We start from the raw sequence: 24353 nt of genomic DNA, 5'->3' as shown, positions 1-24353 counted from the left end.
ATGAAACTTGGAATTGTCGGAGCTGGAATGATTGTAAAGGATCTATTGAGCTTTATTCATGAAATTCCTGCGATTACGTTGGAGGTCATATGTTCCAGACCTGGTCATCAGGATAAATTGCTAACTCTGCAGGAAGAGTATGGTATTGCACAAATATATTCGGAGTACAGCGATATGATTGCAAATGATGAAGTGGATACGATCTATATCGGACTACCAAATCATCTTCATTATGCATATGCCAAAGAAGCATTATTGGGCGGCAAACATGTTATCTGTGAGAAGCCGTTCACTTCCAATTTGCAAGAATTTCTTGAACTTAAAGAGATTGCACGGCAAAAACAGCTGGTGCTGGTCGAAGCCATCACAAACCAATATTTGAAGAACTATTTGTCCATGAAGGAGAACCTGCGCAAACTGGGTGACATCAAAATTGTGGAGTGTAACTATTCCCAATATTCATCCCGCTATGAGGCTTTTCAGGCTGGAGAAGTGCTGCCGGCATTTAATCCGGAAATGTCTGGTGGAGCCTTGATGGATATTAATTTGTATAATATTCATCTGGTCGTAGGGCTTTTCGGGAGTCCGAAGAAGGTGGAATACTGGGCCAACATGGAACGCGGAATAGACACTTCAGGTATGTTGCTTTTGGACTACGGTGAGTTCAAGTGTGTGTGCATTGGTTCCAAAGACAGCACAGCCCCCAATGCAACGAACATCCAGGGCAATAGAGGGTATATCCATATGACGAGCTCGACCAACAAATGTGAATCCTTTGATCTTGCGCTTCATAAGGAAACGCCGATTCGGGTAGATGTTAAGGATCATCCTCATCGCATGTATGACGAGTTTGTTGAATTCGAGCGTATGATTCGTGAACAAGATTTGGAGAAAGTCACAGCTATGCTTGAGCATAGCGAGAAGGTGATGGAGGTTATTGAACAAGCCAAACAATCTGCCAATCTTGTATTTGGACCTGATCGATAATATACTCTGAAATTACAGTATGATTATTGTATTATCTTTTTGTGCATTTCCCAAGATGACTGTGTTAAAATGCGGTGAAAGATATAAAAAGTTTATATGTCAGTGAACCAATAACAGTCTTCTTGGGGAGTATTTAATGATAACGATTAAAGACGTAGCAAAGTTAGCGGGTGTCGCGAGTTCAACTGTGTCCTATGTACTCAACGGCAAAAAACATGTAAGTGAGCACACAAGACAGAAAGTACTTGCAGCAGCAAGTGAGCTTAATTACATCAAGCACGGAGCCGCATCCGAATTAAAGCGAAAAAACACACAAACGATTGGTGTTATTGTTCATGATATGTCCGTCCCCTATTTTTCCGACTTGGTGAGTGGAATTGAATCCAGCGCCATAAGTCAGGGATATGATCTGATCGTATGCAGTTCTTTAGGCGGAGAGCGATCGACAGCCGCACGCTTTATCAGAGAGAGAAGGCTGGACGGCGTGATTGTAATCGCTGAAAATATTGAAGATGAGTTGTTGTTGCAGGCTGCTGAAACGGGATTTCCTATTGTTGTGATGGACCGGGAACTCCATAGTGAGCATATTGTAAATGTTCTGATGGATGATGAGCAGGGGGGTTATATGGCAACCCGTTTCCTTCTGGATAAAGGTCACCGCGCAATAGCCTACATTAGTGGACCTTTAAGTTCGGATTGTAATCTGATGCGATATCAGGGTTATCTGAGAGCTATGCATGAAGCTGGGGTGGAAGAAAATGAGAATTGGAGACTTGGCGGCCAATTTCTGAAAACTGGTGGCTACAACGCAGCCAAGTTGCTAATGGAGGGAGAGCTTCCAACGGCAGTCTTTTTTGCGAATGATGAAATGGCCATTGGTGGCTTAGAGGCATTTAAAGAACACCAGGTTTCCATACCCGAAGATCTATCCATTATTGGATTTGATAACATACATGTAACCGAATACTTAAATCCGCCTCTTACGACTTTTCGACAACCCAAAACAGATGCAGGCTCCTTTGCTGGACATGTACTCATTCAAATGTTAAAAGGAGAAGCTGTTGAGTCTACTTATAGGATCAATATACAGTGTGTCGAGCGAGACTCTGTTTCGCAGATGATCCTTTCTGAACGATGAGTGCACATACATTTTCAATGAACACCCTTACAGCCCTAATCACGGGCTGTTTTTCTTTTCATAAGAAATTATCCTCTTAGATCTTCTGAGACTGTAAAAAAGGTTTATCGTCTCATTCAAATGGATATCATTCCAAAAACATTGATTTCCGTTTCCTGTTATTCTATTATTAAAAGCTAAAAAGGCGGGACTATCCATGTCCATGAGAAACGGAAAGATAATCAAGGCACCACAAGAGATGGAACGTGCACCAGACAAGCAAGGAAGCTTAAAACAGGATGGGTTATCCGTTATTCAATTCTGTTTGCATACACAGGGGACAACAGGTTCATTTTTTCTGAAAGATCACATGTTGTTGTTCGTTATATCGGGTGTGTATACGGTCCGATTCAAGGATCAGGAGTACACTGTGCGCAGTGATGAAATGGTGTTTCTTCACAAATCGATTCGTATTGATTACATAAAGTCGGGTGAACCCGGCTCTGAATTTATGCTGGATTATATGATGTTTTTCCTGAATGAAAGTATGCTCGAAGAGTTTGTTCAGTTTTCTGGCTTCAAACAGACAAGTTGTGTGAATCAAATCACTCCGGTGTCCATTATTCCGGTCAATGAACTCACTCGCTCTTATATAGCGTCATTGAAACCCTATTTCGAACATCCAGACAAGGTACAAGATGGACTTATCCGGCTTAAATTCATGGAACTTCTGTTTCATCTGGCGCAAGCCAATGAACAATTCTTACATCAACTACTGCAACCGAATCATAATCAAAACAGTACCTTCGGCAAAATAATGGAGGAGAATATCACGAATCCCATCTCCATAAGCGATTTGGCTTATTTGTCCGGCAGGAGCCTGTCTACCTTCAAGAGGGATTTTCAGACGCTATACCACACTTCACCCTTGAAGTGGATTCGTAATCAGAGGCTGGACAAAGCCAAGAAACTATTGGCCGAGACGTCTCTGTCCGTCACCGACGTCTGTTTCTCAACAGGTTTCGAAAACGTTGCCCATTTTTCCAAAGTGTTTAAGCTACAGTTCGGGCTTCCGCCCTCGGAGTTTAGACAGCAATGCAAACGAAGCGAGGAAAAGATTAAATAGGGCCAGCATATTCTGTCCATACTCTAATAACAAGTGACTATGTGCAACTTTTGTGTAAAGCGCTTCGCGATAAAATATCGTGAAACGCTTTTTCCTTATTCGAGACAAATGAGCTAAATAAACAAATCCAATGAGCTTAGCAGCAAAGAAATGCATCTATTTTCTTGTTATTCTTGACACATGCGTTACAACGTTGTCTCAACCTAAATGTCTGAGGAGGATTAACCAATGGAATATGTGAAATTAGGAAATACAGGCATGGATGTATCTCGGCTTTGCCTTGGCTGCATGGGATTTGGTGAACCAGGACGTGGTTTTCATCAATGGGTGTTGAATGAAGAGAATAGTCGTCCCGTCATTCAGAAAGCGTTGGAGCTAGGCATTAATTTCTTTGATACAGCAAACGTATATGCTGACGGAACAAGTGAGGAGATTCTCGGTCGAGCTCTTAAGGACTACGCTAATCGAGATGAAATTGTCCTTGCAACAAAAGTGTTTTCCCGCATGCATGATGGTCCGAATGGCGCCGGACTTTCTCGAAAGGCAATTATGAGTGAGATCGACAAGAGCCTCAAGAGGCTGGGAACGGACTATGTGGATCTGTATCAAATTCACCGCTGGGACAACCATACCCCTATTGAAGAGACCATGGAAGCATTACATGATGTGGTGAAGGCAGGGAAGGCAAGATATATTGGTGCTTCTGCCATGTCAGCATGGCAATTCCAAAAGGCTTTGTATGTCGCCGAGAGAAATGGATGGACTCGCTTTGTATCGATGCAGAACCACTATAACCTGATCTACCGTGAAGAGGAAAGGGAAATGATACCTCTTTGTCAGGAAGAGAAAATCGGAGTAATTCCTTACAGCCCACTTGCTTCTGGTCGGTTGACCAGAGATTGGCAGGAAACAACACAACGTTCCGAAACGGATCAGGTTCAAAAGGCCAAATACGATGCGACAGCCAGCACCGATCAATTGGTAGTAGAGCGGGTTGCAGAAATCGCAGAAAAACGCGGCGTTCCCCGGGTACAAATCGCTCTTGCCTGGTTGCTGCACAAGAATCCGGTTACAGCTCCGATTATTGGCGCTACGAAGACATCCCATCTCGAAAATGCAGCTGAAGCTATATCGATTGCGTTAACATCAGAAGAAATGGCTTTCTTGGAAGAGCCGTATGTGCCTCATCCGGTATATGGACTTAATGTTGGATTTAAGTAATGTAAGAAGAAAAACCAATCCGGAAAGCGGATTGGTTTTTTTGAACAGAACAACATAGAAAACAGACTAATTCTTTCTTTGTTGTTTGATCTCATTACTCGAGTTCCGAAAACTTTTAGGCGTTTGGTTTTGATGTTTTTTGAAAGACTGAATGAAGTTATTTACATGGTTAAAACCAACCCTATGAGCTATTTCAGTTACTGTATAATCGGTTGAAATTAATAGCTCCATGCTCTTTTTGATCCGGTACTTAATTAAGTAATCATACGGTGTCATATGAATGGTCTTCTTAAAACTCCGTGTGCACTCCGAGATGCTCAGATGTGCTATATCAGCAATTTCTTGCAGGGTAATATTCGTTGAATACTGCTGATGGATAAAGCTGAGCATGAGTTGAAGGCGCTCTTGCTGAAGCTTTACATATTTGGGCGCCTCCTCGGAGGAAAGCGTAATATTATGAATCAAAATTAACCACAATTGTACGGTTTTGATCGAAACCTCATATTCCCAACCCCATTTTTTTGTCACATCAAATCTCTTTTTCATATCCCATAACATATCTAGCACAATCTGTTGCCATTCTACATCGCCCTTGATTACCAGCGACACCAGTGAAGAGTCTGTATAAGGTAAGACATAATTTTTCTCCATGGCACTATCTGCGTAGAAGGCTAACAGCTTTTCAGGGAAATTAAAACTCACATATTGACCCTTGTGGGTCAGATGTGTTGTAACATGCAAGACTCCTTTATTAATTAGGATAGCTTGACCAGCTAATAACTCATGATCAACACCGTTTACCTGTATAATCAACCTTCCTTGAGTAACCAATGTAATCTGTAGTTCTTCATGCCAATGCAAGTCATTAAATCCTCTACCTTCAGGAATAATTTTCTCAGAATTAGCTGTGTACATAATGTAAGGAAATGAAGCATCAGGGAAAAGAATCGTCTCGTGAAGCTGCTTTGACATGTAAATGCGTCCTTTCGAATGGTGATATTTATATATAATATAGCGATATTATTACACAATTAAAATATTAACGATGATATTATTATATCCAATCTTTGTTTTATCACCTTAATCCTGTGCACAGAATTTGGATAGAACATGTTGAAGGAGTAAGTATGAAAATGAATAAAACGTTGTATCCGCCTCATCCGTACCTGTTGCTTTTTATCAGCATTTTGTCCATCTCCATTTCTTCCATATTAATAAAGTCCTCAGAGACACCAACCTCTGTAGCTGGGATGTACAGATTGTTCATAACCGTAATACTAATGCTTCCTTTTGTTCCTTGGAAAAGTCTTCGAAACCTTAAGATGAGCAAAAAAGATTGGAGTGTTGTATTGTTAGCCGGACTCTTTCTCGGTTTACATTTCTTATTCTGGATGGAGTCACTGGTGCATACCTCCGTTGCAAGTTCCATGGTCATTTTATCGTTGCAGCCCTTATTTGTATTGGTCGGGTCATACTTCATCTTCAAGGAACGAGCAAACATGGTTACGATTCTATGTCTGGTCACAGCTCTTGCAGGGTCAGTTATTATCGCATGGGGTGACATCGGAGTATCTAAAGAGGCGTTGGTCGGAGATGGATTATCTTTATTGGGTACCATCGCGGTTTCGGCATATATGCTTGCTGGACAAAAAGTCAGTCACAAAATCGATGCAAATGTGTACAGCGTTATTGTCTTCTTCCTTGCGGGGAGTGTCTTGCTTATCTACAGTCTATTTAATCATATCTCCCTGACCGGATATAACACTTCAGATTGGATGTATTTCTTGTTGCTTGCCATAATCCCAACCATTTTTGGACAATTTCTTATTAATCTATTATTGAAATCTTTAGGCGCAACGACGCTTTCTGTAGGCATTATTGGAGAGCCTGTTCTTGCGATCATACTCGCCTTTGTATTTCTGGGAGAGACCATCTCTCTGTTTCAGTTTATAGGCGGGATGATGACTGTACTCGGCATGGGGGTATATTTTTGGGCAAAATCTTGGCGATACACCGTTTCTGAAGTTCGAACTTGACGTGAATTTACACAACTACAACTATAAGACAAGTAGAAGAGGAGAATATATATATGGCTACCATTGATGATTTTTTGAAACTGGACATCCGTATCGGAACCGTTACAAAAGCTGAGTTTTTTGCAGAAGCGAAAGTACCTGCGATCAAACTTGAGATTGATTTTGGAGAAGAGATTGGAATAAAAAAGTCTAGTGCACAAATTACTAAAAGATATGCAGCCGAGAAACTGATCGGTAAACAAGTCATAGGGATAGTCAACTTTCCGCCGCGCCGGATAGCCGGGTTCAAATCAGAAGTATTGGTTCTGGGAGGAATACCCGAAAAAGGGGATGTCGTTCTGTTAAAACCAGATATCAAACTGCCCGATGGAACTCCGATTGGATAATAGCTCGTTTTGTCATATTGGCGTAACAGACAACGGGTAAGATGGCTATCGAGGTGATTGATCATGAAGAAAATATCAGCAAAATCGAGTTGGCCAATCGGAAGAAATGTTTTACTCTCGGCGGCCATTTTGGTTGCACTAGCTGGATGCAGTTCTAACTCTGCTTCTCCAAAGCCATTGGAGATTTCAGGGATGAACAGCAGTCAGGAGGAGAAGCAGGCTGTCCCTTCGGAGAAAATGAGCTACTGGAATGAACAGCGAAAAGGGACCAATTTTATGAACTCCACATCTCTTCCTGACAACTATGAAGCAGCCAGGGAACAGGGCATAGAGTTCGTCCGGCTTGCGCCCGATAAGTGGAGTAAGGATCGAGATTTTTTGTTTAACGACAAGCCAGATGCCAATATCAACGCAGATTTTTTGATAGGCAGCTCGGATAAGTACGAAGGTATCGTGGAAAAGGATTTTGCCCGACTCAAAGCGGATCTGGACGCCGCCGAGGCTAAAGGGATGAAAGTGATTATTACGGTGCTCAGCTTACCGGGAGATCGCTGGCGGCAGTTCAATGGGGCCAAGAATGATGATCGGATCTGGAATGATACTGAATATCACAAGCAGGCCGCTCAGTTTTGGAAGGATCTTGCAGAACGATTGAAGAATCATCCTGCCGTCACCGGCTATAACCTGATTAATGAACCTCATCCGGAAACGGGTACGGGTTTTCATGACTTCTGGACGCAGGACTATTCCGATTGGTATGCCAAAGTGGAACATACCGCAGCTGATCTGAATTCACTCTATGACACGATAACCAAAGAGATCAGGACGGTAGACCAGACAACTCCCATCATTTTGGATTCGGGGCTCTACGCAACACCTTGGGCCTTTACGTATCTGAAACCGATTAATGATCCTAATGTGTTGTATGCTTTTCATATGTATGAGCCTTATGAGATGACAAGCCAGAACAAGAAAAAAGGATTTACGTATTCTTATCCGGGGAGCGTAAAGGTTGGAGATGATGAGACGGAAAAAGAGTTTAACCGTCAGGCCCTGAAACAATTTGTCGAGCCTGTCGCCAAATGGGCGTCCGATCATAACATACCTGCAAACCGGATTATAGCTTCCGAATTCGGGACGAATCGAATGGTTCAAGGTGCAGAACGCTACATGTCGGATCTGATATCAATCTTTAATGAATACGGATGGCATTGGGCCTTCTATGCATTTCGTGAAGATACCTGGGATGGGATGGACTATGAACTAGGCAGTGAGAAGCCCAACTGGAAGTATTTGGATGCCGTAGAAAAAGGAGAGCAGCCATTACGCGGTACGGTAGACAATCCGATTTGGAATGAGATCAAGGAAAGCCTGACGAAGTGAAATGGAGAAAGATCACCATTGCATTAGTGCTTGTTCTATTAGGGATCGGCTGTTATGCAAGGGAGATTGAACCTAAAGCTCTGGCAGTAACTCGCCTGGATATCGTCAATGAATTCGTGCCAGTATCTATGAATGGAATTCAAATCGTGCAATTTTCTGACACCCACTTGGGTTCCGATTATTCGGTGGATCAGCTTCAATCCTTAGTTGATCGTATGAATCGTCTGAAGCCAGATATCGTAGTGTTTACTGGAGATTTAATGGATCATTACACACGCTTTGGCTCAGATAATAGAAAGAAAGCACAACGAGTATTAGCGAAAATAAATGCACCTCTCGGAAAATATGCGGTTTACGGAAATCACGACAGGGGGGGAGGAGGAAGCCAAAAGTATAAGCAATACATGCAGGACGCGGGGTTTACCGTATTGGTCAATGAGGTACACGCGATCCGTACTGCCACAGGGGATAAAATAAACATAGCCGGACTCGATGATTTTTTGCTTGGAAAGCCGCAGGTTAAGCGTACGCTACAATCGCTCCGTAAACAGGATTTCAACCTGCTACTCGTCCATGAACCGGATGTTGCGGACCAATTGAGCGCATATCCGATTGACCTGCAGCTGTCCGGCCATAGCCATGGTGGGCAAGTCAGAATTCCTTTGATCAAACCGCTTATTACAACTGCATTAGCTCACAAATATGTCGCAGGACTATACTCCTTGCAAGGCAAAAGCAAGCCGCTAAAGCTATATGTCAATCGAGGAATCGGAACCACCCGAATGCCTCTGCGCTTCTTCGCAAAACCCGAGTTAACCGTGATTCGTTTGACTGCCGCTGTGAGCTGATGTTAACTAAGTAAAGCTACCACTCACGGCAGATGCAACCAAGAATGCAGAACAGCCTCCGAAAAATTATTCGGGGGCTGTTCTTGATTTGAAGTTCATTCTGATGATGAATTCTGGAATAACTAGCAGCAAAGCAATAGAGCCATAAATACTTACAGTGTAGCTTGTAACATAAGCCAACCCGAATCCCAGATGAAAAAGGGAAGTGATGATGTGAATCAACATGTTCGTGAAGCAAAAGGCATAACTTCGAATCATCCAGTTCCGGTGTTGAACCATTCGTTTCTGTTTAATTTGAATGAGAGCGGTAATCGTAGTGAATAGCCAGATGATATTAAGCGCGTTGAAACCGATACTGCTTATTTTCCCTCCAGTAGCGTAAGGGGCCATATAACCGGAAGTCAGTACAACAAGCGCTACGGACACAATGTAAACATAACCATTTATACGGTGGAACCTGCGGCTCTTTTCAAAAATCCGATTAGAGAAGTTGAGTAATCCAGACGCCATGGCCAAACATGCAAACGCAACATGAACGTACATGACATTCAGCCAGATCGGAAGATGAAGCTCACGCTTCGAACCGGTCTTATGGCTTAAAAAGCTTGAAGCTTCAGGGTCTATCCAATAGTTCTTCACTAGAGCATACACAATAAAGAAAATACTGACGCAGGCCAGCCATCCGTATAACGTTCCTCGTTTCTTCATATCAAACTACAACCCCCGAAACTCTTTTTTGTGCACATAGCTAACCAGGCTAGTTTATTCGTTTTCCTGTTAATTTGGAAGCAGGAAGAAGGCCAGCCTTAGCGATTCCATTCATTTTATCTCCATCCACGGCAACTTCGAATTTCAGATTCAAACGCATAGGTTTAGTAATTGACAGGCTCCAGGTCAACTTGTTGTCGCAGAGTACAGGGTTCATAAATGGGATTGTTTCGTTACCTTGTGTTGCCGTGCCCTGAATCACACCAGAAATTGTCTTTATGTAGAGTTTGACCTCCAGTTTACCGACAGGTGTAGCGATTGTTGTGTCCCAATTCCCATTAAAGACGGTTGTCTGAGTGTTCTCATTAAGCAGTATGCCAGAGGTCACTACCGTTTGATTCATTACAATGTTCGGTTCGTTGTCCGTCAACGACTTGTGAGTGGTGGGCGCAATGCCCTTTGCTCTCCAAACGGTTCCTCTACGCTCATACTCAAACAACTGCTCTATCTCGTGTGCGATACGTGGTCCCAGTTCACGTTCGACCAGATACAACGCAACATCAAGCCCCGAGGTCACACCGCCGCCAGTAACCAGATTACCATCATCCACTACGCGTGCCGGGACAGGAATTGCCCCAGTCGCACCAAGTAAATCCATACCCAAACGATGTGTTACAGCAGATCTTCCTTCCAGGAGTCCTCCCATAGCTAACAAGAGGGAACCACCGCAGACTGTAGCGACTAAGATGTCTTTGTGGTCGAGAGCTGTCTTGATCATTGTAGTCAATTCCGTATTCATGGCTTTACCAAGAATGGCAGGAATCGAGTCTGGACCATCTCCTTCAACATTACCGGCTGCACCAGGCACAAGTATGATACCCCCACGTTCCGGGTCAAGAGTGTTGCTCGCTTCAATTGTCAAACCATTCATACCACTAGTCACTGGTCTTGGACCTTCAGCCGTGACCATCTCTACTCTTACGGCGTTGTCGGTATGCATGGAAGCGGCGCAAAATACTTCGTAAGGTGCAACGGCATCCAATAGGTCGAAGCCATCAAATAACACGATTTGAACAGTTAACATTTCATCCATCCCCTTATCTTTAAGTCGTCTGTACTCACAGTTAGAATCGTAACAAACGAATATCTCAAAGGAAGTCCTAAAAAGGTCACAAAACGATAAACAAATCATCACAGAATTTAGTCTCGACTTGGTAAAGGAAGAAAAAATGATAAACTAGATGGCAGAGGTGGGATAAGCATGAGTATGTATCATACGATACTTGTTGTAGATGATGATCAGAGCATCGTCGAGCTATTAAGGGACTTTCTAGAGAATGACCAATTTCACGTAAAGACTGCTTGTGATACGGAACAAGCTTGGGCCATACTGCAACAGCATTCCATAGATTGCATTGTACTGGACATTATGATGCCGGGACAAAACGGATTTGAGCTATGCCGTCGAATTCGAGGGGACAGCAATGTTCCAATCCTTTTCTTGAGTGCTCGCAGTGATGATGTGGACAAGATCCGTGGCCTTACGCTCGGAGGAGATGATTATATCGTCAAAACGGCTTCGCCTGGGGAAATTGTTGCCAGAGTGAAAGCCGTGTTACGGCGCACTACTTCCAGGCAACCCATGGAAAGGAAGATCTTGGATTATGGACGTATCCAGTTAAATCTGACTGCAAGAGAAGTCCTGGTCGAAGGGGGAAAAGTCGAGCTTACACCTAAAGAATATGAGTTGTTGCGATTATTTGCGGAGCACCCGAGGCAGGTTTTCTCCTATGAACAACTGCTTGCAAAGTTTTGGGAAGGTGTAGGCGACAGGCATACCATTCGGGTACATCTTAGCCGGCTTCGCGAAAAAATTGAATCCGATCCAAACCATCCACAATTCCTCATCAACGTGTGGGGAGTAGGATACCGTTTTGAGGGAGTGTAACATGAGAAAACTCCGTATTCGTACATTTACTATGCTTTGTTTATTCTTCTTGCTTACATTGCCTTGGATCTTTTTTGTCACGGCTCACTTTATGGACACTCAGTCGTTTAGCATCTCTACAAGCCAACAGCAAAATGAAACGCTGCAAAGACATCTCACTGAGATGATCCACATGATTGAAGTTGGTACGGATAAATGGACGGATACCGGTTGGCAAAACGAACTTCATACTGAGTTGAGCAAAGCAAAGATGGATGTGGAGATTGAATCTGCGTCCAATTCGGAAATATATCGTTCCAGCCCGAAGCGTCACAGTCGATTCTCGTCGACCGAACAGTTCTCTGTCATAAAGGATGGGGAATTGCTGGGGAGGGTTGTTCTTTATCTGCCTAAATCCAACGGAGTTCCAATGATTGCTGCATTTTTCGGACTGCTGCTTTCTTTCTTTGTGGTTGGAATTGAAATGAGAAGATTCCTTCTTAAACCTCTTGAGAAAATGAGCAAGGCGGCCAGACAAATTGCAGCAGGACATTGGGAAGTCCAATTACCTAAATCCAGAATCACGGAAATTGCCGAAGTCCGTGATGGATTCGAAGTTATGGTGAAGGGGCTTGAACAATCCCACCGTAAACAAGTGGAGCTTGAGGAAGAACGCAGATTTGTCACCGCAGCCGTTGCACATGATTTACGCACACCGTTGTTTGCCTTGCGGGGGTATTTGGATGGATTGGAACAAGGAATAGCTCAGTCACCGGAGAAGGTCACCCGATATATTGCCGTATGCAAAGAGAAATCCGCTCAATTGGATCGATTGGTTGAGGACCTCTTCACTTTTACAAAAATGGAGTACTTGGAAAGTGAACTTAACACAAGAACGCTAGATTTAACACAGATCCTCCGAAGGTCGATAGAGAGTGTGAGTCCACAAGCTGAGCAGAAACATATTTCTATCTTAAACCAATTAACTGACGGTTGTTTTATTAACGGAGATTCGTATGTATTGGAGCGTGCGATGAACAATATATTGGAGAATGCCGTTAGATATACGCCATCAGGTGGCGCAATAACAGTCCGATGCTGTAAAGACGGCAAGAAAATCAGGTTTACAATCCGTGATACTGGACCTGGTTTCTCTTTCGAAGAATTAGAGCGAGTTTTTGAACCTCTGTATCGTGGGGAAACGTCTCGAAGTCGTGCAACTGGAGGCAGTGGATTAGGATTAACGATCTCACAACGAATGATGAAGCAACATGGAGGCGAACTTATGGTAAGTAACCACCCTGACGGTGGAGCAGTTCTGACAGGATGTTTACCGCTAACTGACCCGAATTAAAAAGATTTGAGCGGTCCTTGTCTCCTAAGATTAGGGTATGTTATTTAACGCATATTATGATGGATTTTGACTCCAGACTGGAAGAGAGGTAAGCCTTATCCCAGCTTCCAGTCTGGATATCACGATATTATGCTTGATTTGTTAACGTGTTAGATATAATATGTTCATATGTTTAAACTCTTAAACGTAATGGAGTGATTTAAATGCAAGCCATGGTAATTGAGAAATACGGGAAGAATGTTCCCTTGATACAGAAAGAAATGCCTATTCCTCAAATCGGAGATCATGATGTATTGGTGGAAATCCATGCAGCAAGCTTAAATCCGATTGATTTTAAAATAAAGGATGGGAAGGTAAAGCTCCTACTGAATTACAAGATGCCATTGATCCTTGGAAATGATTTTTCCGGTGTTGTGGTCAAGGTGGGTAAACAGGTAAACGCTTATAAACCTGGAGATGAGGTATATGGAAGACCTCGTAAAGACAGAATTGGAACTTTGACTGAATACATTGCTGTCCATGAAGAAGACATCGCTCTGAAGCCCCAAAACTTAAACTTTGAAGAAGCAGCATCCATACCACTGGTCGGTCTTACGACATATCAAGCCTTTTACGATATTTTGAACCTTCAGAAAGGCCAAAAAATTTTGATTCACGCAGGATCAGGAGGGGTTGGCACGTTCGCCATCCAGTTGGCCAAATTAATGGGAGCTTATGTTGCCACTACTGCCAGTGATAGAGGTTACGAATTGGTCCAATCCCTTGGTGCCGATCGTATTATCAATTATCGTAAAGAAAATTTTGAAGAAATACTGTCGGGATATGATGCGGTGTATGACACGATAGGAGGCGAGGTGCTGGAAAAATCCTTCCAAGTACTTAAGCCGAATGGGAAAATAGTATCTATTTCCGGTTTGCCGAACGCGAGATTCGGGCGAGAAGCCAACTTAGGTTGGTTAAAGACCACACTGCTATCGATTGTGAGCCATAAGATAACAACTCTTGAGAAGAAAAACCAAGCAAAATATCATTTTCTGTTTATGAAACCAAGCGGGTTGCAATTAGAGCGAATAAAGGGTTACTTGGAAGAAGGTCTCATTAAACCAGTGATTGATAAGGTTTATGATTTCAAGGATGTCGGGCAAGCATTTCAGTATCTTGAAGGTGGAAGTGCCAAGGGAAAGGTCATCGTTAAAATGAAGTGAAGTGTTCAATGGAGATGTATACCGTTCTTGTCCGAATGGAGGGCAAGAACGGATACTATAATTCTCATTCTCTTTATTTTATCGGTATCCAGATTTGTGGCGGCTTGTGAGGTCCTGAATATACTTCAAGTTCAGGTATACCCGCATGCTCGTAAGGGTTGGAAGGAAACCATTCAGAAATAATCTGCTTCCATAAACGCTGCATACTTTCTGGCATCGGACCTTCAACTTCAAAGACACTCCATTTAGAAGCTGGAATTGTGAAGGATGATAATCCTTCAGGCACTTCACCATCATAAGCCGTAGCAATCCAATATTCCATCTGCTTCTCCTGGATTTCGTTCTGATCCACACAGACACCTAACAATCCTTGAATTACACCATTATTCAATTCAAATAAACGATCTTCTGTACCACTCGTATACGCATCCTGCCACATTTTGGCTATGCCTCGCAAGTTTTCCCCATCGATATAAGAGAAAGCCTGCTTTATCCCTACTAATGTAAACGCAGCTTGTTCAACAATTCTGTGATTCATCGGTTCTGCTCCTTTTAGACTTAATTGAATAACCAAACGATTATACGATTTGATAGAAGTACTGTTCTTACGCGCTTCACTGGGGGCAATTCCGTGCTGTCTACGAAAAGCTTTGGAGAAAGATTCAGGAGTGTCATAACCATACTTGAGCGCCAGATCAATGATTTTCTGATCACTCTGTATCAGTTCATTGGCTGCCAATGTTAACCGTCTTCGTCTGATATATTCGGCTACCGTAACATCAGTTAATAAGGCAAACGTACGTTGAAAATGAAAGGGAGAAATATGAGCTTGAGCTGCAATTTGCTCCATAGTCATATTTTCGAGTAAATGTTCTTCCATATATGCAATAGCTGCCTGTAATGATTCGATCCAGTTCATACGGTTAACCACTCCTTGATTCCTATAATAGATGAAGACTGATTCAAGAACCTGTCATTATGTGCTTTCATTTGTCCGGTTAGGGAAAGAGGGAGAGGAAACCCAATACACACGAAAAAAGATGACCCCTGATGAATTCAAAGGCCATCTTTTTTCGAAAAAAAGAATTGAACGAAAAATAACGCTATGATATAATCGTTAGCGCCATTGACAAACAAAATGAAAATATGTACTTATTTTTATCCCTACTTTAATTTTACATCTGGAATTTTGATTTGTCAATGCTCTTTTTCATCCCAAAAATAGGAAAAGGAGTGGTTCGGAGAGATGCAAACACAAGATTGGCAGCTGGAACAGGAACGTCTAGAGTCTGTAAGAAGCAAACTGCAGGCCAGAATCACAGAATTGGAGCCAGAGGTTGCCGGAATGCGTGACCAGGCTTCGGAAATTCGCAAGCGCTTTTGGGAAGAAGTGACGATCAATACCAGCACCCACGAAGATTTCGAAGAGACTTTCTATACCATTAACCAGCAGTCCGCGGTATTGGCCGAGCGGGAACGGGGTCACATGCGGTTGGCACAGCAATGGAATAACATGAAGCGTTTGCTCCCGTCCCCTTATTTTGGCCGCATCGACTTTCAGGAGAAAGGTCTGGCCCTCCCCGATCAGATCTATATCGGCGTATCTTCTTTTGTCGACGAAGACGGATTGAGCTTTCTGATCTATGATTGGCGTACACCGATCGCGAGCATGTACTACGACTCTTCCCCTGGCGTAGCGTCCTATGTGACACCGATCGGGCGAATCGATGGCACAATGGAGCTGAAACGGCAATTTCAGATCCATAACGGAGAAATCCGCAATATGTTTGATGCAAACGAAACGATTGGAGACCAATTGTTGCAGCAAGTGCTCGGCAAAGGTGCAGATTCACAAATGAAAAGTATCGTGGCAACCATCCAGAAGGAACAAAACGCCATTATCCGTAATGACACAAGCCGAATGCTAATCGTACAAGGAGCAGCTGGTAGCGGTAAAACTTCCGCAGCTTTACAGCGGGTGGCGTACTTATTATACAAACACCGCCAGACGATTAGTGCTGATCAGATCGTCCTTTTCTCACCGAACCCGATGTTTGGCAGTTATATTTCCACTGTCCTTCCGGAGCTCGGCGAAGATAATATGCAGCAGACCACTTTTCAACAATTTCTCGACTATTGGCTTGGCTCTTCGTTACGTCCGGAGGATGTCTTTGATCAGATTGAATATGTACTAACCTCGCATGGAGCTCCGGGCTATGAGGCGCGGCTTCAGGGGATTGAATATAAAGCCTCCGATGCTTTTCTGCAAGCCTTGCAGAACTATGGGAACTGGCTGGGGCAGGAAGGCATGCGATTCAACAGCATTCGGTTTCGAAATCGTGATTTGATTACTGCGGAGCAAATGAGAGCCAAATTTTACGGCTATGATCGTTCCCTGCACTTGCTAAATCGTGTTGTACTCTTACAGGAATGGCTGCTGAAAGAGTTGGCTTCGCTGGAACGCAAAGAACGTGAAGAATCGTGGGTACAAGAAGAATTGAATTATCTGGACAATGATCAGTATGCGGATATTTTCGAAGTGTTGCATAAAGATAAGGAAGTATTTGATATCGCGGAACAGTACGCCCAAATTCGCGAGAAAATAAGCAACAAGCGTCGGGAAGATGAAGGCGATTTTGATTTTGCCCAGAAGGAAGAGGAGCTGCTCGGCTGCAAGATCGTGAAAGAACGTTTTAACCCACTAAGAAAAGGTATCAAGAAATTCTCGTTTGTTGATATCAAAGGTATATATGGCGATTTGTTTGTTGACGAAGCCGCTTATCGGGAGAAAACGAATGCTACGTTTATCCCCACGCTATGGCCTGAGATATGCAGTCAAACCAAGGAAAGCCTGCTCCAGAACGCGTTGTTCCATGAGGATGCGACTCCCTATTTGTATGTAAAAGAAATGATTGAAGGTGTTCGGACAAACACGGAAATTAAATATGTCTTTGTTGATGAAGGTCAGGATTATTCAACATTTCAATATGAATATCTCAAAAAGCTGTTTCCCCGAGCTCGTATGACCGTGCTCGGCGATTTCGGGCAAGCGATCTTCACACAGGCTACTAATTTAGCCGCAGCTGATTCACCACTAGTCCGTCTCTACGGTGAAGCCGAAACAAGTCTTTTCTCCCTAGTACGCAGTTATCGCTCTACGAAGGAGATCGTTGAATTTACAAGAGCGATGCTTCCAGAAGGAGATGAAATTGTACCCTTTGAAAGAAAAGGCCTAAAGCCCCTGCTGACGAGAAGCAACGACAGAGAGAAGCTGGATGCACAAATGGTGGCAGATATCGCGTCGCTAAGAGCCGAGGGATTTGATTCCATCGCTATTATTACGAAGACCGCCGCCGAAAGCCATAAGGCCTATGAATCGTTACAGATTCAAGGAGGCGAAGCGTTGCAGCTCGTTACGAAGGAAACGTTCAATTTCGAAAAAGGTATAATGGTCATCCCTGTGTACCTTGCCAAAGGTGTTGAGTTTGATGCAGTCTTGGTCTATGATGCTTCGTCTGGAGCTTATGGTCGCGACAATGAACGGAAACTGCTTTATACGGCGTGTACGCGAGCTATGCATCGGCTTCATCTGTACATGACGGGCGATTGGTCACCTTTCATACAGGCCTTGCCAGCAGATTTGTATGAGGAATCAGAAGTTTATACAGCGGAGTAAACATGCTCGCATTGTCTGATATCTAGCAGCGTATGAGAATTGAACTACTTAAATAAGTAACACTAGTCGCCTTTTAGGCGACTTTTTTTTGGATTTCTAAGTCATTATAGAGACGAACCTGTCAGCGATAACCTTTGGATTATTTCCATATTGTTATACTCAGCATAAATTTTATTATATGGGTGGACTAAGATTACAGTTATATAATAGAAATACGTAACCAGAAGAATAGATTGCATACATAAAGTATAGAGGAGCTAAGATCATGTTAACCAAAATGAACGTGCAGGGAAGCTGGGAGCTTCAACTGGATGAACATAAACAAGGCGTACAAGGTCCATTTCACGATACCATAACGCTGCCGAACACGACTTCTCATGCGCGCAAAGGAAGAAAGAATGATGTGGCTCACATCGGGTCTTTGACTGATGAATATTCATATGAAGGATGGGTGTGGCTGAAAAGGGAGATTGAAATACCTACAACGCTTGCTGGCAAGAAATGCAGTTTGTATCTGGAACGCACGCGCATAACCAAGTTATGGGTCGATGGTGAAGAAGTTGGAGCGCAGGATAGTCTTAACACCCCTCATGTGTATATCTTGCCGGAAGGGCTATCAGAGGGAGAACACACCCTCACCATTCGGGTCGATAATACGGACTATCCGACGAAAGGCGGTCATCTTACATCCGTTGATACTCAGACCAACTGGAACGGAATTACCGGGAAGCTGGAGCTTCATTTTTACCACGACGTGCACTTGGGTGAGGTACAGATCTATCCCAATGCTACAGAGCGAACATTCAGAATTACAAGTACATTGTCCAAATCGATACCAGGTACTGTATTGTCCGTTACTGCGCAAACCTTCAAGCCACTCTTAAAAGAGACTTATGGATATGTGGCATCAGACAGAGATCATGTGGTGAATGAGCAAACCTATCCATGTAGGCAGGACGAAGTTAATGTGCTCTACAAGATGGGAGACGACGCATTGCTCTGGAGTGATTCTGACCCACATCTGTATGTGCTGACCCTTACTCTGATGGGTGAACATGGCGATGTGCTGGATACAACTGAAATCATAACAGGACTGCGAGATTTTGAAGCGAATGGAGATGCTTTTACCATCAACGGTCGAAAGACCCTTCTTCGTGGAAAACATGATGGTCTAATCTTCCCGCTTACAGGTTACGCGCCAACCGATGTGGATGAATGGCTGCGAATCCTGAGCATTTCCAAATCATATGGTATAAATCATTATCGTTTCCATACCTGTTGTCCACCTGAAGCAGCGTTCACCGCTGCAGATATGCTTGGCATCTATATGGAGCCTGAATTGCCATTTTGGGGAACAATCACGGATGAACTTGACCCACAGCATAATCAGGCTGAACAGGACTATCTCATTCGAGAAGGCTTTGCCATGCTCAAGGCGTATGGGAATCATCCTTCTTTTGTAATGATGTCACTCGGTAATGAACTTTGGGGCAGTAAAGAAAGACTGAATGCCATTATCAAAGCGTATAGAGCATTTGATCCACGCCCTCTGTACACCCAGGGTTCAAACAATTTTCAGTTCACTCCGCTGATTCTAGAGGAAGAAGATTTTTACTGTGGCGTACGTTTTTCCAAAGATAGACTTTTCCGCGGCTCTTATGCCATGTGTGATGCACCGTTGGGTCATGTTCAAACCGACGTGCCTGGTACTCTGAAGGACTACGACGACATGATTTTGCCCGTTGGAACAGTTTCAGAGAATGAGAGAATTCAAGCAGAAGAATCTGAAATTCAAATTCAATATGGCACGGAAGCCAAGACCGTGAAAGCCGCTTCTGTTGAACAACAACTCATTCCACATCTACCCGTCATCTCCCATGAGATTGGACAATATGCCATGTATCCCAATTATGAAGAGATCGAGAAGTATACCGGATCGCTGAAGGCAAAAAACTTCGAGGTGTTTCGGGAACGATTGCAATCCAAAGGAATGGGACATCTGGCTGAACCCTTTTTCAAAAGCTCTGGCAAACTTGCAGTAGCCTGCTATAAGGAGGAGCTTGAGGCGGCATTTCGATCCAATCATCTGGCAGGATTTCAATTGCTCGATCTTCAGGACTTTAGTGGACAGGGGACAGCACTGGTAGGTATTTTGGATGCCTTCATGGATTCGAAAGGGCTGGTTACTCCCGAGGAGTGGAGAACGTATTGCTCCGATGCAGTGCTTCTGGCCCGATTCGAGAAATTTAACTACAATTCGGGTGTAGATTTTAATGCCCACATTCAATTAAGGTACTACCGAACAGATTCATTGAGGGGTCATACTGTGGAGTGGGAAATGCGTGATTCGGATCAGCGAATTGCACAAGGAAAAGACGAGATTTCCTTTGTCTCTGGAGAAACTTGGTTTGAGATTAGCCAAATTAAGTTCAAGCTGCCTGATGTGAAAAAGATGACGCCGATCACTCTATCCCTGCATATTCCAGGTACCGATATTCGGAAACAATATGACCTATGGATATACCCTGATCATGATGTGACAGCTATTGAACATGACTATATTTATAAGGAATTGTCCAATGAAGTCATTAATTTACTGGAAAAAGGCGAGAGTGTGCTGTTACTCCCAACACTCGAGGATAACGATAATTCAGTTGAAGGCACATATTGTACCGATTTCTGGTGTTATCCGATGTTCCGATCCATTTCGGAAAGCATGAACAAGCAAGTTCCCATCGGCACACTTGGACTTCTAATTAATAACGCACACCCAGCATTGAAGCACTTCCCAAGTGAGGTGTATTCCACTTATCCTTGGTGGCATATCGTTATGAATTCACGGTCTATTATTTTGGATAAGGTCGCAGAAAATGTTCAGCCTTTCGTTCAAACCATCGATAATTTTGAACGTAATCATAAGCTGGGGCTGCTGTTTGAATGCCAGGTTGGAAAAGGTAAGCTGCTTGTTGGGGCACTAAATTATGATAAATTGATTAATCAGACAGAAGGGCGCCAGTTACTTTACAGCCTTGCACAATATGTAAAAAGTGAGGACTTCCAACCGGAAGCCAAGATAGAGCTGGATGAGCTTCAACAGTTGTTAGGCAAGAAATAGAACCTGAATAGCAGGTTCTTAGTGACAAAAACATCCACCGATCAGATCCGCCATACTAAACGAGAGTTTGTTCTCAGAAACTAACAAGAAACCCTTCAAACTGTTTTTTTTACAGTTCGAAGGGTTTTCATTAATTATAGACGCTTAAAAGTGTCACTACTGTTTTACTCCCAAAAGCATCGACGTAATCAACAGTAACATAGTTAGTTAACAAGAAAATTATTATGTAAACTTAGTAAAAAGTCAGTTTTATTTCTTTTTACCTTAATGACATAAAACCTCCATCATATGTAAACCGTAATGGGGTACGCATGAAGGAGGATACATATGAAAAGCCATGTGCATCAAAAAGAAGAAGAGAAACTGAGCTGGATTAGTCTTTCCTTATTTGGAGCAGGATGTACGCTAGGGACCGGATTTTTCCTCGGAACAAGTCTGGCTATTCATTGGTCCGGTTTATCCGTGCTTGTACTTTTGGTGCTGGCTGCTGCGGGGACCTATTTTGTATTTGGAGCATTGGCTCAGATGACGGCAGAAGATCCGAAAGAAGGGGCTTTTCGAACATATGCCGGGGAAGCGTTCGGCCCATGGGCCGGTTTCGGAAGCGGATGGATGTATTGGTCTTCCGAAATGCTGATCATGGGCAGTTCATTAACGGCGCTCGGATTATTCTCTCAATTTTGGTTTCCTAAGTTTCCATTGTGGGTGTTTGTGGCAGTATACGCATGCATTGGATTGTTCATCGCCGCATTGGGAGCCAAAGGGCTAACTCAAACAGAAAATGTGCTCGCCGTAATCAAGTTAGCTGCAACGGTTGCTTTTATCGCGATTGCAGCTGCGGCTTGTCTTGGCTGGTTAGATGTGAAGATTACACCGCAGAAAATAACGAATGAATGGTTCCCTCACAAAATAAAAGGCGTGTGGACTGGGTTTATTTATGCCTTTTTTGCCTTTGCCGGGATTGAGGTCATGGGTTTAATGGCAGCCAAGCTGAAAGAACCTAAGGACGCTGTGAAGTCAGGCAGAGTGATGTTGTTAACCGTCAGTACGCTGTATGTTGTGGCGATTGCCTTGATCCTGCTACTGGTCCCCGCTGCTAAGTTAACACCAGACGAGAGTCCTCTCGTCAAAGCAATGTCATCGATTGGATTTACGGTTGTGGTTCATATTCTCAATGGGATTTTAATAATCGCAGGATTCTCCACGATGGTCGCTTCAATCTATGCGATTACGTCCATGTTGGTTAAACTGGGTGAGGACGGAGATGCACCGAAGATGTTTACGAAGACTTGGGGAAAAAAGAACATGCCCCTATATTCATTAGGATGCACTGCGGCTGGATTAATCCTTTCTACTCTCCTGGCATTATGGATGCCTAAGAGCCTATTTGAATATGTAACAACCGCAGGTAGCTTGGTATTAATGTATACCTGGCTTCTGATTTGCATCACGTATATCAAGAAAATGAAGCCAACAAGTTGGAATCGCATCAAAGTGTGGATCGCCATGGTCCTTATACTTGCAGCAGTAGCTGGCACGGCTATGGAAAAAGCCAGCAGAAGAGGTCTGCTGGCAAGTATAGGTCTTGTTGTATTGATAGCCTTGATTACTTACATTGTAAACAAAGTACGAAAACCGCAATCTTCGCCATCTACTGAGCCATCAAAGCCTTGAATGGGTGGACTGGTATCAGCTATTTCGTCAATTTGCTAATGGCTTGCTTCATGCGCAAAAAAGGACATTTGGAAGGGGTCTGCTCGTCATCGGGCAGGAAGTATTGTTTCCATTCCAGATTATCCTGCTCCCCATACCACATGAGCGAAGGATGAGCCGGAACGGCATCATAGGCTGCCAAACGCTTACGAATCAAGGTTTTCATTTTCCGGCCAAGAGGTGTGTTGTCATTAATGGATTCAAACACCCACCTTGGTTGAAAAGCAAACATAAGATAAGGGAAGTGCCTACTGGCTCTAAGCTCGTGCGCGGGAGTGGCACAGAAACAAAAGTAAGGCTCCCCGCCAAAGCAAAATTCCCATGTGGCTTCATGCGGATCAGTTGAAATATGTTCAGGCCAGGAGGCAGTATCGAGTGAACTTACCCGGTTAAGCATCTCCCAGAACAAGGACTGATACTGCTCCACCGTTGTGTTGTTTCTCAAATCATCCGGTGTCTCGCAAATGACAACCAAAGAAGCGTAATGTCCCGTATCCCGGGAAACGGGTCCATATTGACTAAGTAATTCCGCCATGTCTTCAGCAGAAGCTTGTGTACGCGGATCCCTGGTGAATCCGTATCTCAAATGTCCTGAGAGAAAACCCATCCTTCCGGGAACACAAGGATACGTATTACCCTCATCTGCAATCATATTGGAAAATTTTGAATAAGCGTTCTGCTGCCATTCGGGCAGACCTTTGAATGATGCATTTATTTCATCGGCACTGTACAGCTCTGCCATGGATTCCCCAACTCCATTCCACATGATACCGTTAACGTATTAATGCGGATGGCGTTGGGTGACTGTCCAGTGTAGTTTTTATGTCAGAAAAAGATAGATCGTACAGCTTCAAAACCGAAGTACAGGCCAAATCCGATCAGACAGATCCCCGAGATAATGGAGATCCAGCGCAAAACGGTTTCGTTGCTGCGTTTATGAAATCGACTAGCCATGCCAGCCATGATGACATCCCAGACAAGGATGCCTATGAAAATACCAGAACTGTATATTAGCAGATGAGCGGTGTCAGTATGCTTCACGGTTGTAGCAAGAATAGAGCCGTAAATACCGAGCCAAAATAAAATATTCAGCGGATTGGACAGGGCCATGAGAAAGCCAGAAACAAAAGATTTCCCAACCCTCGCTTCTGCTGTAGAAGAGGCCTGAATGCCATCTTTTAACTTAGATAGTGTTTCCACACCGGTATACACCAGAATAAAGCTGCCAAATGACCAAAGAAACGAGCGCATGAACGGCGTGTCCAGAAAATGAGCAACTCCAAAGTAGATCAGAAGCATGTACACCAAATCGGCAAACATGGCTCCCAGTCCCAGAATCCAGGCATGCATAAATCCGTGGCGGGCTCCGCGATCCAACTGAGCGGCATTAATCGGACCAATTGGAGCTGATAGTGAGATTCCCAGAATAATATAACTAAACAGTACAGACATATACGCGTTCACTCCTTAACGGGTTCGACGAATTGTACCGGTAAGTCACACACATATGGGTACAAGTCATCGTATTCCCGTCTGGAGCAAATTAGAACA

The 24353-nt window shown here is 43.6% G+C and carries 20 protein-coding genes; 14 read left to right on the top strand and 6 right to left on the bottom strand.

Annotation, left to right across the window (positions count from 1 at the left end; all coding sequences use genetic code 11):
• The 4 genes from MHB84_RS28710 (at position 1) to MHB84_RS28695 (ending at position 4451) form a co-directional block, all read left to right on the top strand.
• The gene (locus MHB84_RS28710; RefSeq protein WP_076288582.1) at positions 1-987 is read left to right on the top strand and encodes a Gfo/Idh/MocA family protein; all 987 of its coding nucleotides are present in this window, start codon (positions 1-3) and stop codon (positions 985-987) included.
• A gap of 136 nt (positions 988-1123) precedes the next feature.
• A complete protein-coding gene (locus tag MHB84_RS28705) occupies positions 1124-2125 on the top strand; it encodes a LacI family DNA-binding transcriptional regulator (RefSeq protein ID WP_076288583.1) in 1002 nt (333 codons plus the stop codon).
• Positions 2126-2321: 196 nt separating this feature from the next.
• Entirely contained in the window at positions 2322-3230 is a 909-nt protein-coding gene (locus tag MHB84_RS28700; protein ID WP_076288584.1) for a helix-turn-helix domain-containing protein, read from the top strand.
• Positions 3231-3458: 228 nt separating this feature from the next.
• The gene (locus tag MHB84_RS28695; protein WP_076288585.1) at positions 3459-4451 is read left to right on the top strand and encodes an aldo/keto reductase; all 993 of its coding nucleotides are present in this window, start codon (positions 3459-3461) and stop codon (positions 4449-4451) included.
• Positions 4452-4517: 66 nt separating this feature from the next.
• On the opposite strand, the gene MHB84_RS28690 is transcribed toward MHB84_RS28695, so the two are convergent.
• Positions 4518-5423, bottom strand: a complete 906-nt coding sequence (locus tag MHB84_RS28690; protein WP_076288586.1) for an AraC family transcriptional regulator — start codon at positions 5421-5423, stop codon at positions 4518-4520.
• A 155-nt stretch (positions 5424-5578) separates the two neighbouring features.
• On the opposite strand from MHB84_RS28690, the gene MHB84_RS28685 reads away from it, so the two are divergent.
• From MHB84_RS28685 to MHB84_RS28670, 4 genes are all read left to right on the top strand, one after another.
• Complete coding sequence (locus tag MHB84_RS28685) at positions 5579-6487, top strand: DMT family transporter (RefSeq protein ID WP_083678843.1); 909 nt, start codon at positions 5579-5581, stop codon at positions 6485-6487.
• Between the two features lie 53 nt (positions 6488-6540).
• The gene (gene csaA, locus MHB84_RS28680) at positions 6541-6873 is read left to right on the top strand and encodes a chaperone CsaA (protein ID WP_076288588.1); all 333 of its coding nucleotides are present in this window, start codon (positions 6541-6543) and stop codon (positions 6871-6873) included.
• A 192-nt stretch (positions 6874-7065) separates the two neighbouring features.
• Positions 7066-8256 carry a glycoside hydrolase family 5 protein gene (locus tag MHB84_RS28675; protein WP_076288589.1) on the top strand — a complete coding sequence of 397 codons (1191 nt, stop codon included), beginning with the start codon at positions 7066-7068 and terminating at the stop codon, positions 8254-8256.
• Entirely contained in the window at positions 8253-9104 is an 852-nt protein-coding gene (locus MHB84_RS28670; protein WP_076288590.1) for a metallophosphoesterase, read from the top strand. Before MHB84_RS28675 ends, MHB84_RS28670 begins: the two co-directional genes overlap by 4 nt.
• A gap of 66 nt (positions 9105-9170) precedes the next feature.
• Here MHB84_RS28670 and MHB84_RS28665 read toward each other — a convergent pair whose 3' ends face one another.
• Together MHB84_RS28665 and MHB84_RS28660 are read right to left on the bottom strand one after the other, a co-directional pair.
• The gene (locus MHB84_RS28665) at positions 9171-9812 is read right to left on the bottom strand and encodes a DUF2306 domain-containing protein (protein ID WP_076288591.1); all 642 of its coding nucleotides are present in this window, start codon (positions 9810-9812) and stop codon (positions 9171-9173) included.
• A 49-nt stretch (positions 9813-9861) separates the two neighbouring features.
• On the bottom strand, positions 9862-10896 hold the full coding sequence (locus tag MHB84_RS28660; RefSeq protein ID WP_076288592.1) for a DJ-1/PfpI family protein: 1035 nt from the start codon (positions 10894-10896) through the stop codon (positions 9862-9864).
• Between the two features lie 177 nt (positions 10897-11073).
• On the opposite strand from MHB84_RS28660, the gene MHB84_RS28655 reads away from it, so the two are divergent.
• From MHB84_RS28655 to MHB84_RS28645, 3 genes are all read left to right on the top strand, one after another.
• Complete coding sequence (locus tag MHB84_RS28655) at positions 11074-11760, top strand: response regulator transcription factor (RefSeq protein WP_076288593.1); 687 nt, start codon at positions 11074-11076, stop codon at positions 11758-11760.
• A 1-nt stretch (position 11761) separates the two neighbouring features.
• A complete protein-coding gene (locus MHB84_RS28650) occupies positions 11762-13093 on the top strand; it encodes a sensor histidine kinase (protein WP_076288594.1) in 1332 nt (443 codons plus the stop codon).
• A gap of 203 nt (positions 13094-13296) precedes the next feature.
• Positions 13297-14298, top strand: coding sequence for an NADP-dependent oxidoreductase (locus MHB84_RS28645; RefSeq protein ID WP_076288595.1), 1002 nt, complete (start codon positions 13297-13299; stop codon positions 14296-14298).
• A gap of 73 nt (positions 14299-14371) precedes the next feature.
• Here MHB84_RS28645 and MHB84_RS28640 read toward each other — a convergent pair whose 3' ends face one another.
• Positions 14372-15217, bottom strand: a complete 846-nt coding sequence (locus tag MHB84_RS28640) for an AraC family transcriptional regulator (RefSeq protein WP_076288596.1) — start codon at positions 15215-15217, stop codon at positions 14372-14374.
• 327 nt (positions 15218-15544) lie between these two features.
• Between MHB84_RS28640 and helD the strand changes: the two genes are divergently transcribed.
• The 3 genes from helD (at position 15545) to MHB84_RS28625 (ending at position 22763) form a co-directional block, all read left to right on the top strand.
• Positions 15545-17974: an RNA polymerase recycling motor HelD gene (gene helD, locus MHB84_RS28635; RefSeq protein ID WP_076288597.1), complete on the top strand. Its 2430-nt coding sequence runs from the start codon at positions 15545-15547 to the stop codon at positions 17972-17974.
• A gap of 265 nt (positions 17975-18239) precedes the next feature.
• Positions 18240-21089 carry a glycoside hydrolase family 2 TIM barrel-domain containing protein gene (locus tag MHB84_RS28630; protein WP_076288598.1) on the top strand — a complete coding sequence of 950 codons (2850 nt, stop codon included), beginning with the start codon at positions 18240-18242 and terminating at the stop codon, positions 21087-21089.
• A gap of 327 nt (positions 21090-21416) precedes the next feature.
• Complete coding sequence (locus tag MHB84_RS28625; RefSeq protein WP_076288599.1) at positions 21417-22763, top strand: amino acid permease; 1347 nt, start codon at positions 21417-21419, stop codon at positions 22761-22763.
• A 19-nt stretch (positions 22764-22782) separates the two neighbouring features.
• Here the strand turns inward: MHB84_RS28625 and MHB84_RS28620 are convergent, their stop codons facing one another.
• The gene (locus MHB84_RS28620; RefSeq protein WP_076288600.1) at positions 22783-23544 is read right to left on the bottom strand and encodes a YqcI/YcgG family protein; all 762 of its coding nucleotides are present in this window, start codon (positions 23542-23544) and stop codon (positions 22783-22785) included.
• 83 nt (positions 23545-23627) lie between these two features.
• The gene (locus MHB84_RS28615) at positions 23628-24254 is read right to left on the bottom strand and encodes a LysE family transporter (protein ID WP_076288601.1); all 627 of its coding nucleotides are present in this window, start codon (positions 24252-24254) and stop codon (positions 23628-23630) included.
• Between the last annotated feature and the right edge of the window lie 99 nt (positions 24255-24353).

This window comes from Paenibacillus sp. FSL F4-0087, from assembly GCF_038020215.1.
Lineage (GTDB): Bacteria > Bacillota > Bacilli > Paenibacillales > Paenibacillaceae > Paenibacillus > Paenibacillus taichungensis.
Note: the sequence above shows the minus strand (reverse complement) of the source record. Positions and strands in the feature narration are given on the sequence as shown.

Excerpts from the sequence above, each read along its gene's own strand:
- MHB84_RS28685 (WP_083678843.1), top strand. The coding sequence starts at position 5,579 with ATGAAAATGAATAAAACGTTGTATCCGCCTCATCCGTACCTGTTGCTT.
- MHB84_RS28625 (WP_076288599.1), top strand. The coding sequence starts at position 21,417 with ATGAAAAGCCATGTGCATCAAAAAGAAGAAGAGAAACTGAGCTGGATT.
- MHB84_RS28660 (WP_076288592.1), bottom strand. The coding sequence starts at position 10,896 with ATGTTAACTGTTCAAATCGTGTTATTTGATGGCTTCGACCTATTGGAT.
- MHB84_RS28675 (WP_076288589.1), top strand. The coding sequence starts at position 7,066 with ATGAACAGCAGTCAGGAGGAGAAGCAGGCTGTCCCTTCGGAGAAAATG.
- MHB84_RS28695 (WP_076288585.1), top strand. The coding sequence starts at position 3,459 with ATGGAATATGTGAAATTAGGAAATACAGGCATGGATGTATCTCGGCTT.
- MHB84_RS28630 (WP_076288598.1), top strand. The coding sequence starts at position 18,240 with ATGTTAACCAAAATGAACGTGCAGGGAAGCTGGGAGCTTCAACTGGAT.
- MHB84_RS28705 (WP_076288583.1), top strand. The coding sequence starts at position 1,124 with ATGATAACGATTAAAGACGTAGCAAAGTTAGCGGGTGTCGCGAGTTCA.
- MHB84_RS28650 (WP_076288594.1), top strand. The coding sequence starts at position 11,762 with ATGAGAAAACTCCGTATTCGTACATTTACTATGCTTTGTTTATTCTTC.
- MHB84_RS28690 (WP_076288586.1), bottom strand. The coding sequence starts at position 5,423 with ATGTCAAAGCAGCTTCACGAGACGATTCTTTTCCCTGATGCTTCATTT.
- csaA (WP_076288588.1), top strand. The coding sequence starts at position 6,541 with ATGGCTACCATTGATGATTTTTTGAAACTGGACATCCGTATCGGAACC.
- MHB84_RS28665 (WP_076288591.1), bottom strand. The coding sequence starts at position 9,812 with ATGAAGAAACGAGGAACGTTATACGGATGGCTGGCCTGCGTCAGTATT.
- helD (WP_076288597.1), top strand. The coding sequence starts at position 15,545 with ATGCAAACACAAGATTGGCAGCTGGAACAGGAACGTCTAGAGTCTGTA.
- MHB84_RS28615 (WP_076288601.1), bottom strand. The coding sequence starts at position 24,254 with ATGTCTGTACTGTTTAGTTATATTATTCTGGGAATCTCACTATCAGCT.
- MHB84_RS28710 (WP_076288582.1), top strand. The coding sequence starts at position 1 with ATGAAACTTGGAATTGTCGGAGCTGGAATGATTGTAAAGGATCTATTG.
- MHB84_RS28655 (WP_076288593.1), top strand. The coding sequence starts at position 11,074 with ATGAGTATGTATCATACGATACTTGTTGTAGATGATGATCAGAGCATC.
- MHB84_RS28620 (WP_076288600.1), bottom strand. The coding sequence starts at position 23,544 with ATGGCAGAGCTGTACAGTGCCGATGAAATAAATGCATCATTCAAAGGT.
- MHB84_RS28645 (WP_076288595.1), top strand. The coding sequence starts at position 13,297 with ATGCAAGCCATGGTAATTGAGAAATACGGGAAGAATGTTCCCTTGATA.
- MHB84_RS28700 (WP_076288584.1), top strand. The coding sequence starts at position 2,322 with ATGTCCATGAGAAACGGAAAGATAATCAAGGCACCACAAGAGATGGAA.
- MHB84_RS28640 (WP_076288596.1), bottom strand. The coding sequence starts at position 15,217 with ATGAACTGGATCGAATCATTACAGGCAGCTATTGCATATATGGAAGAA.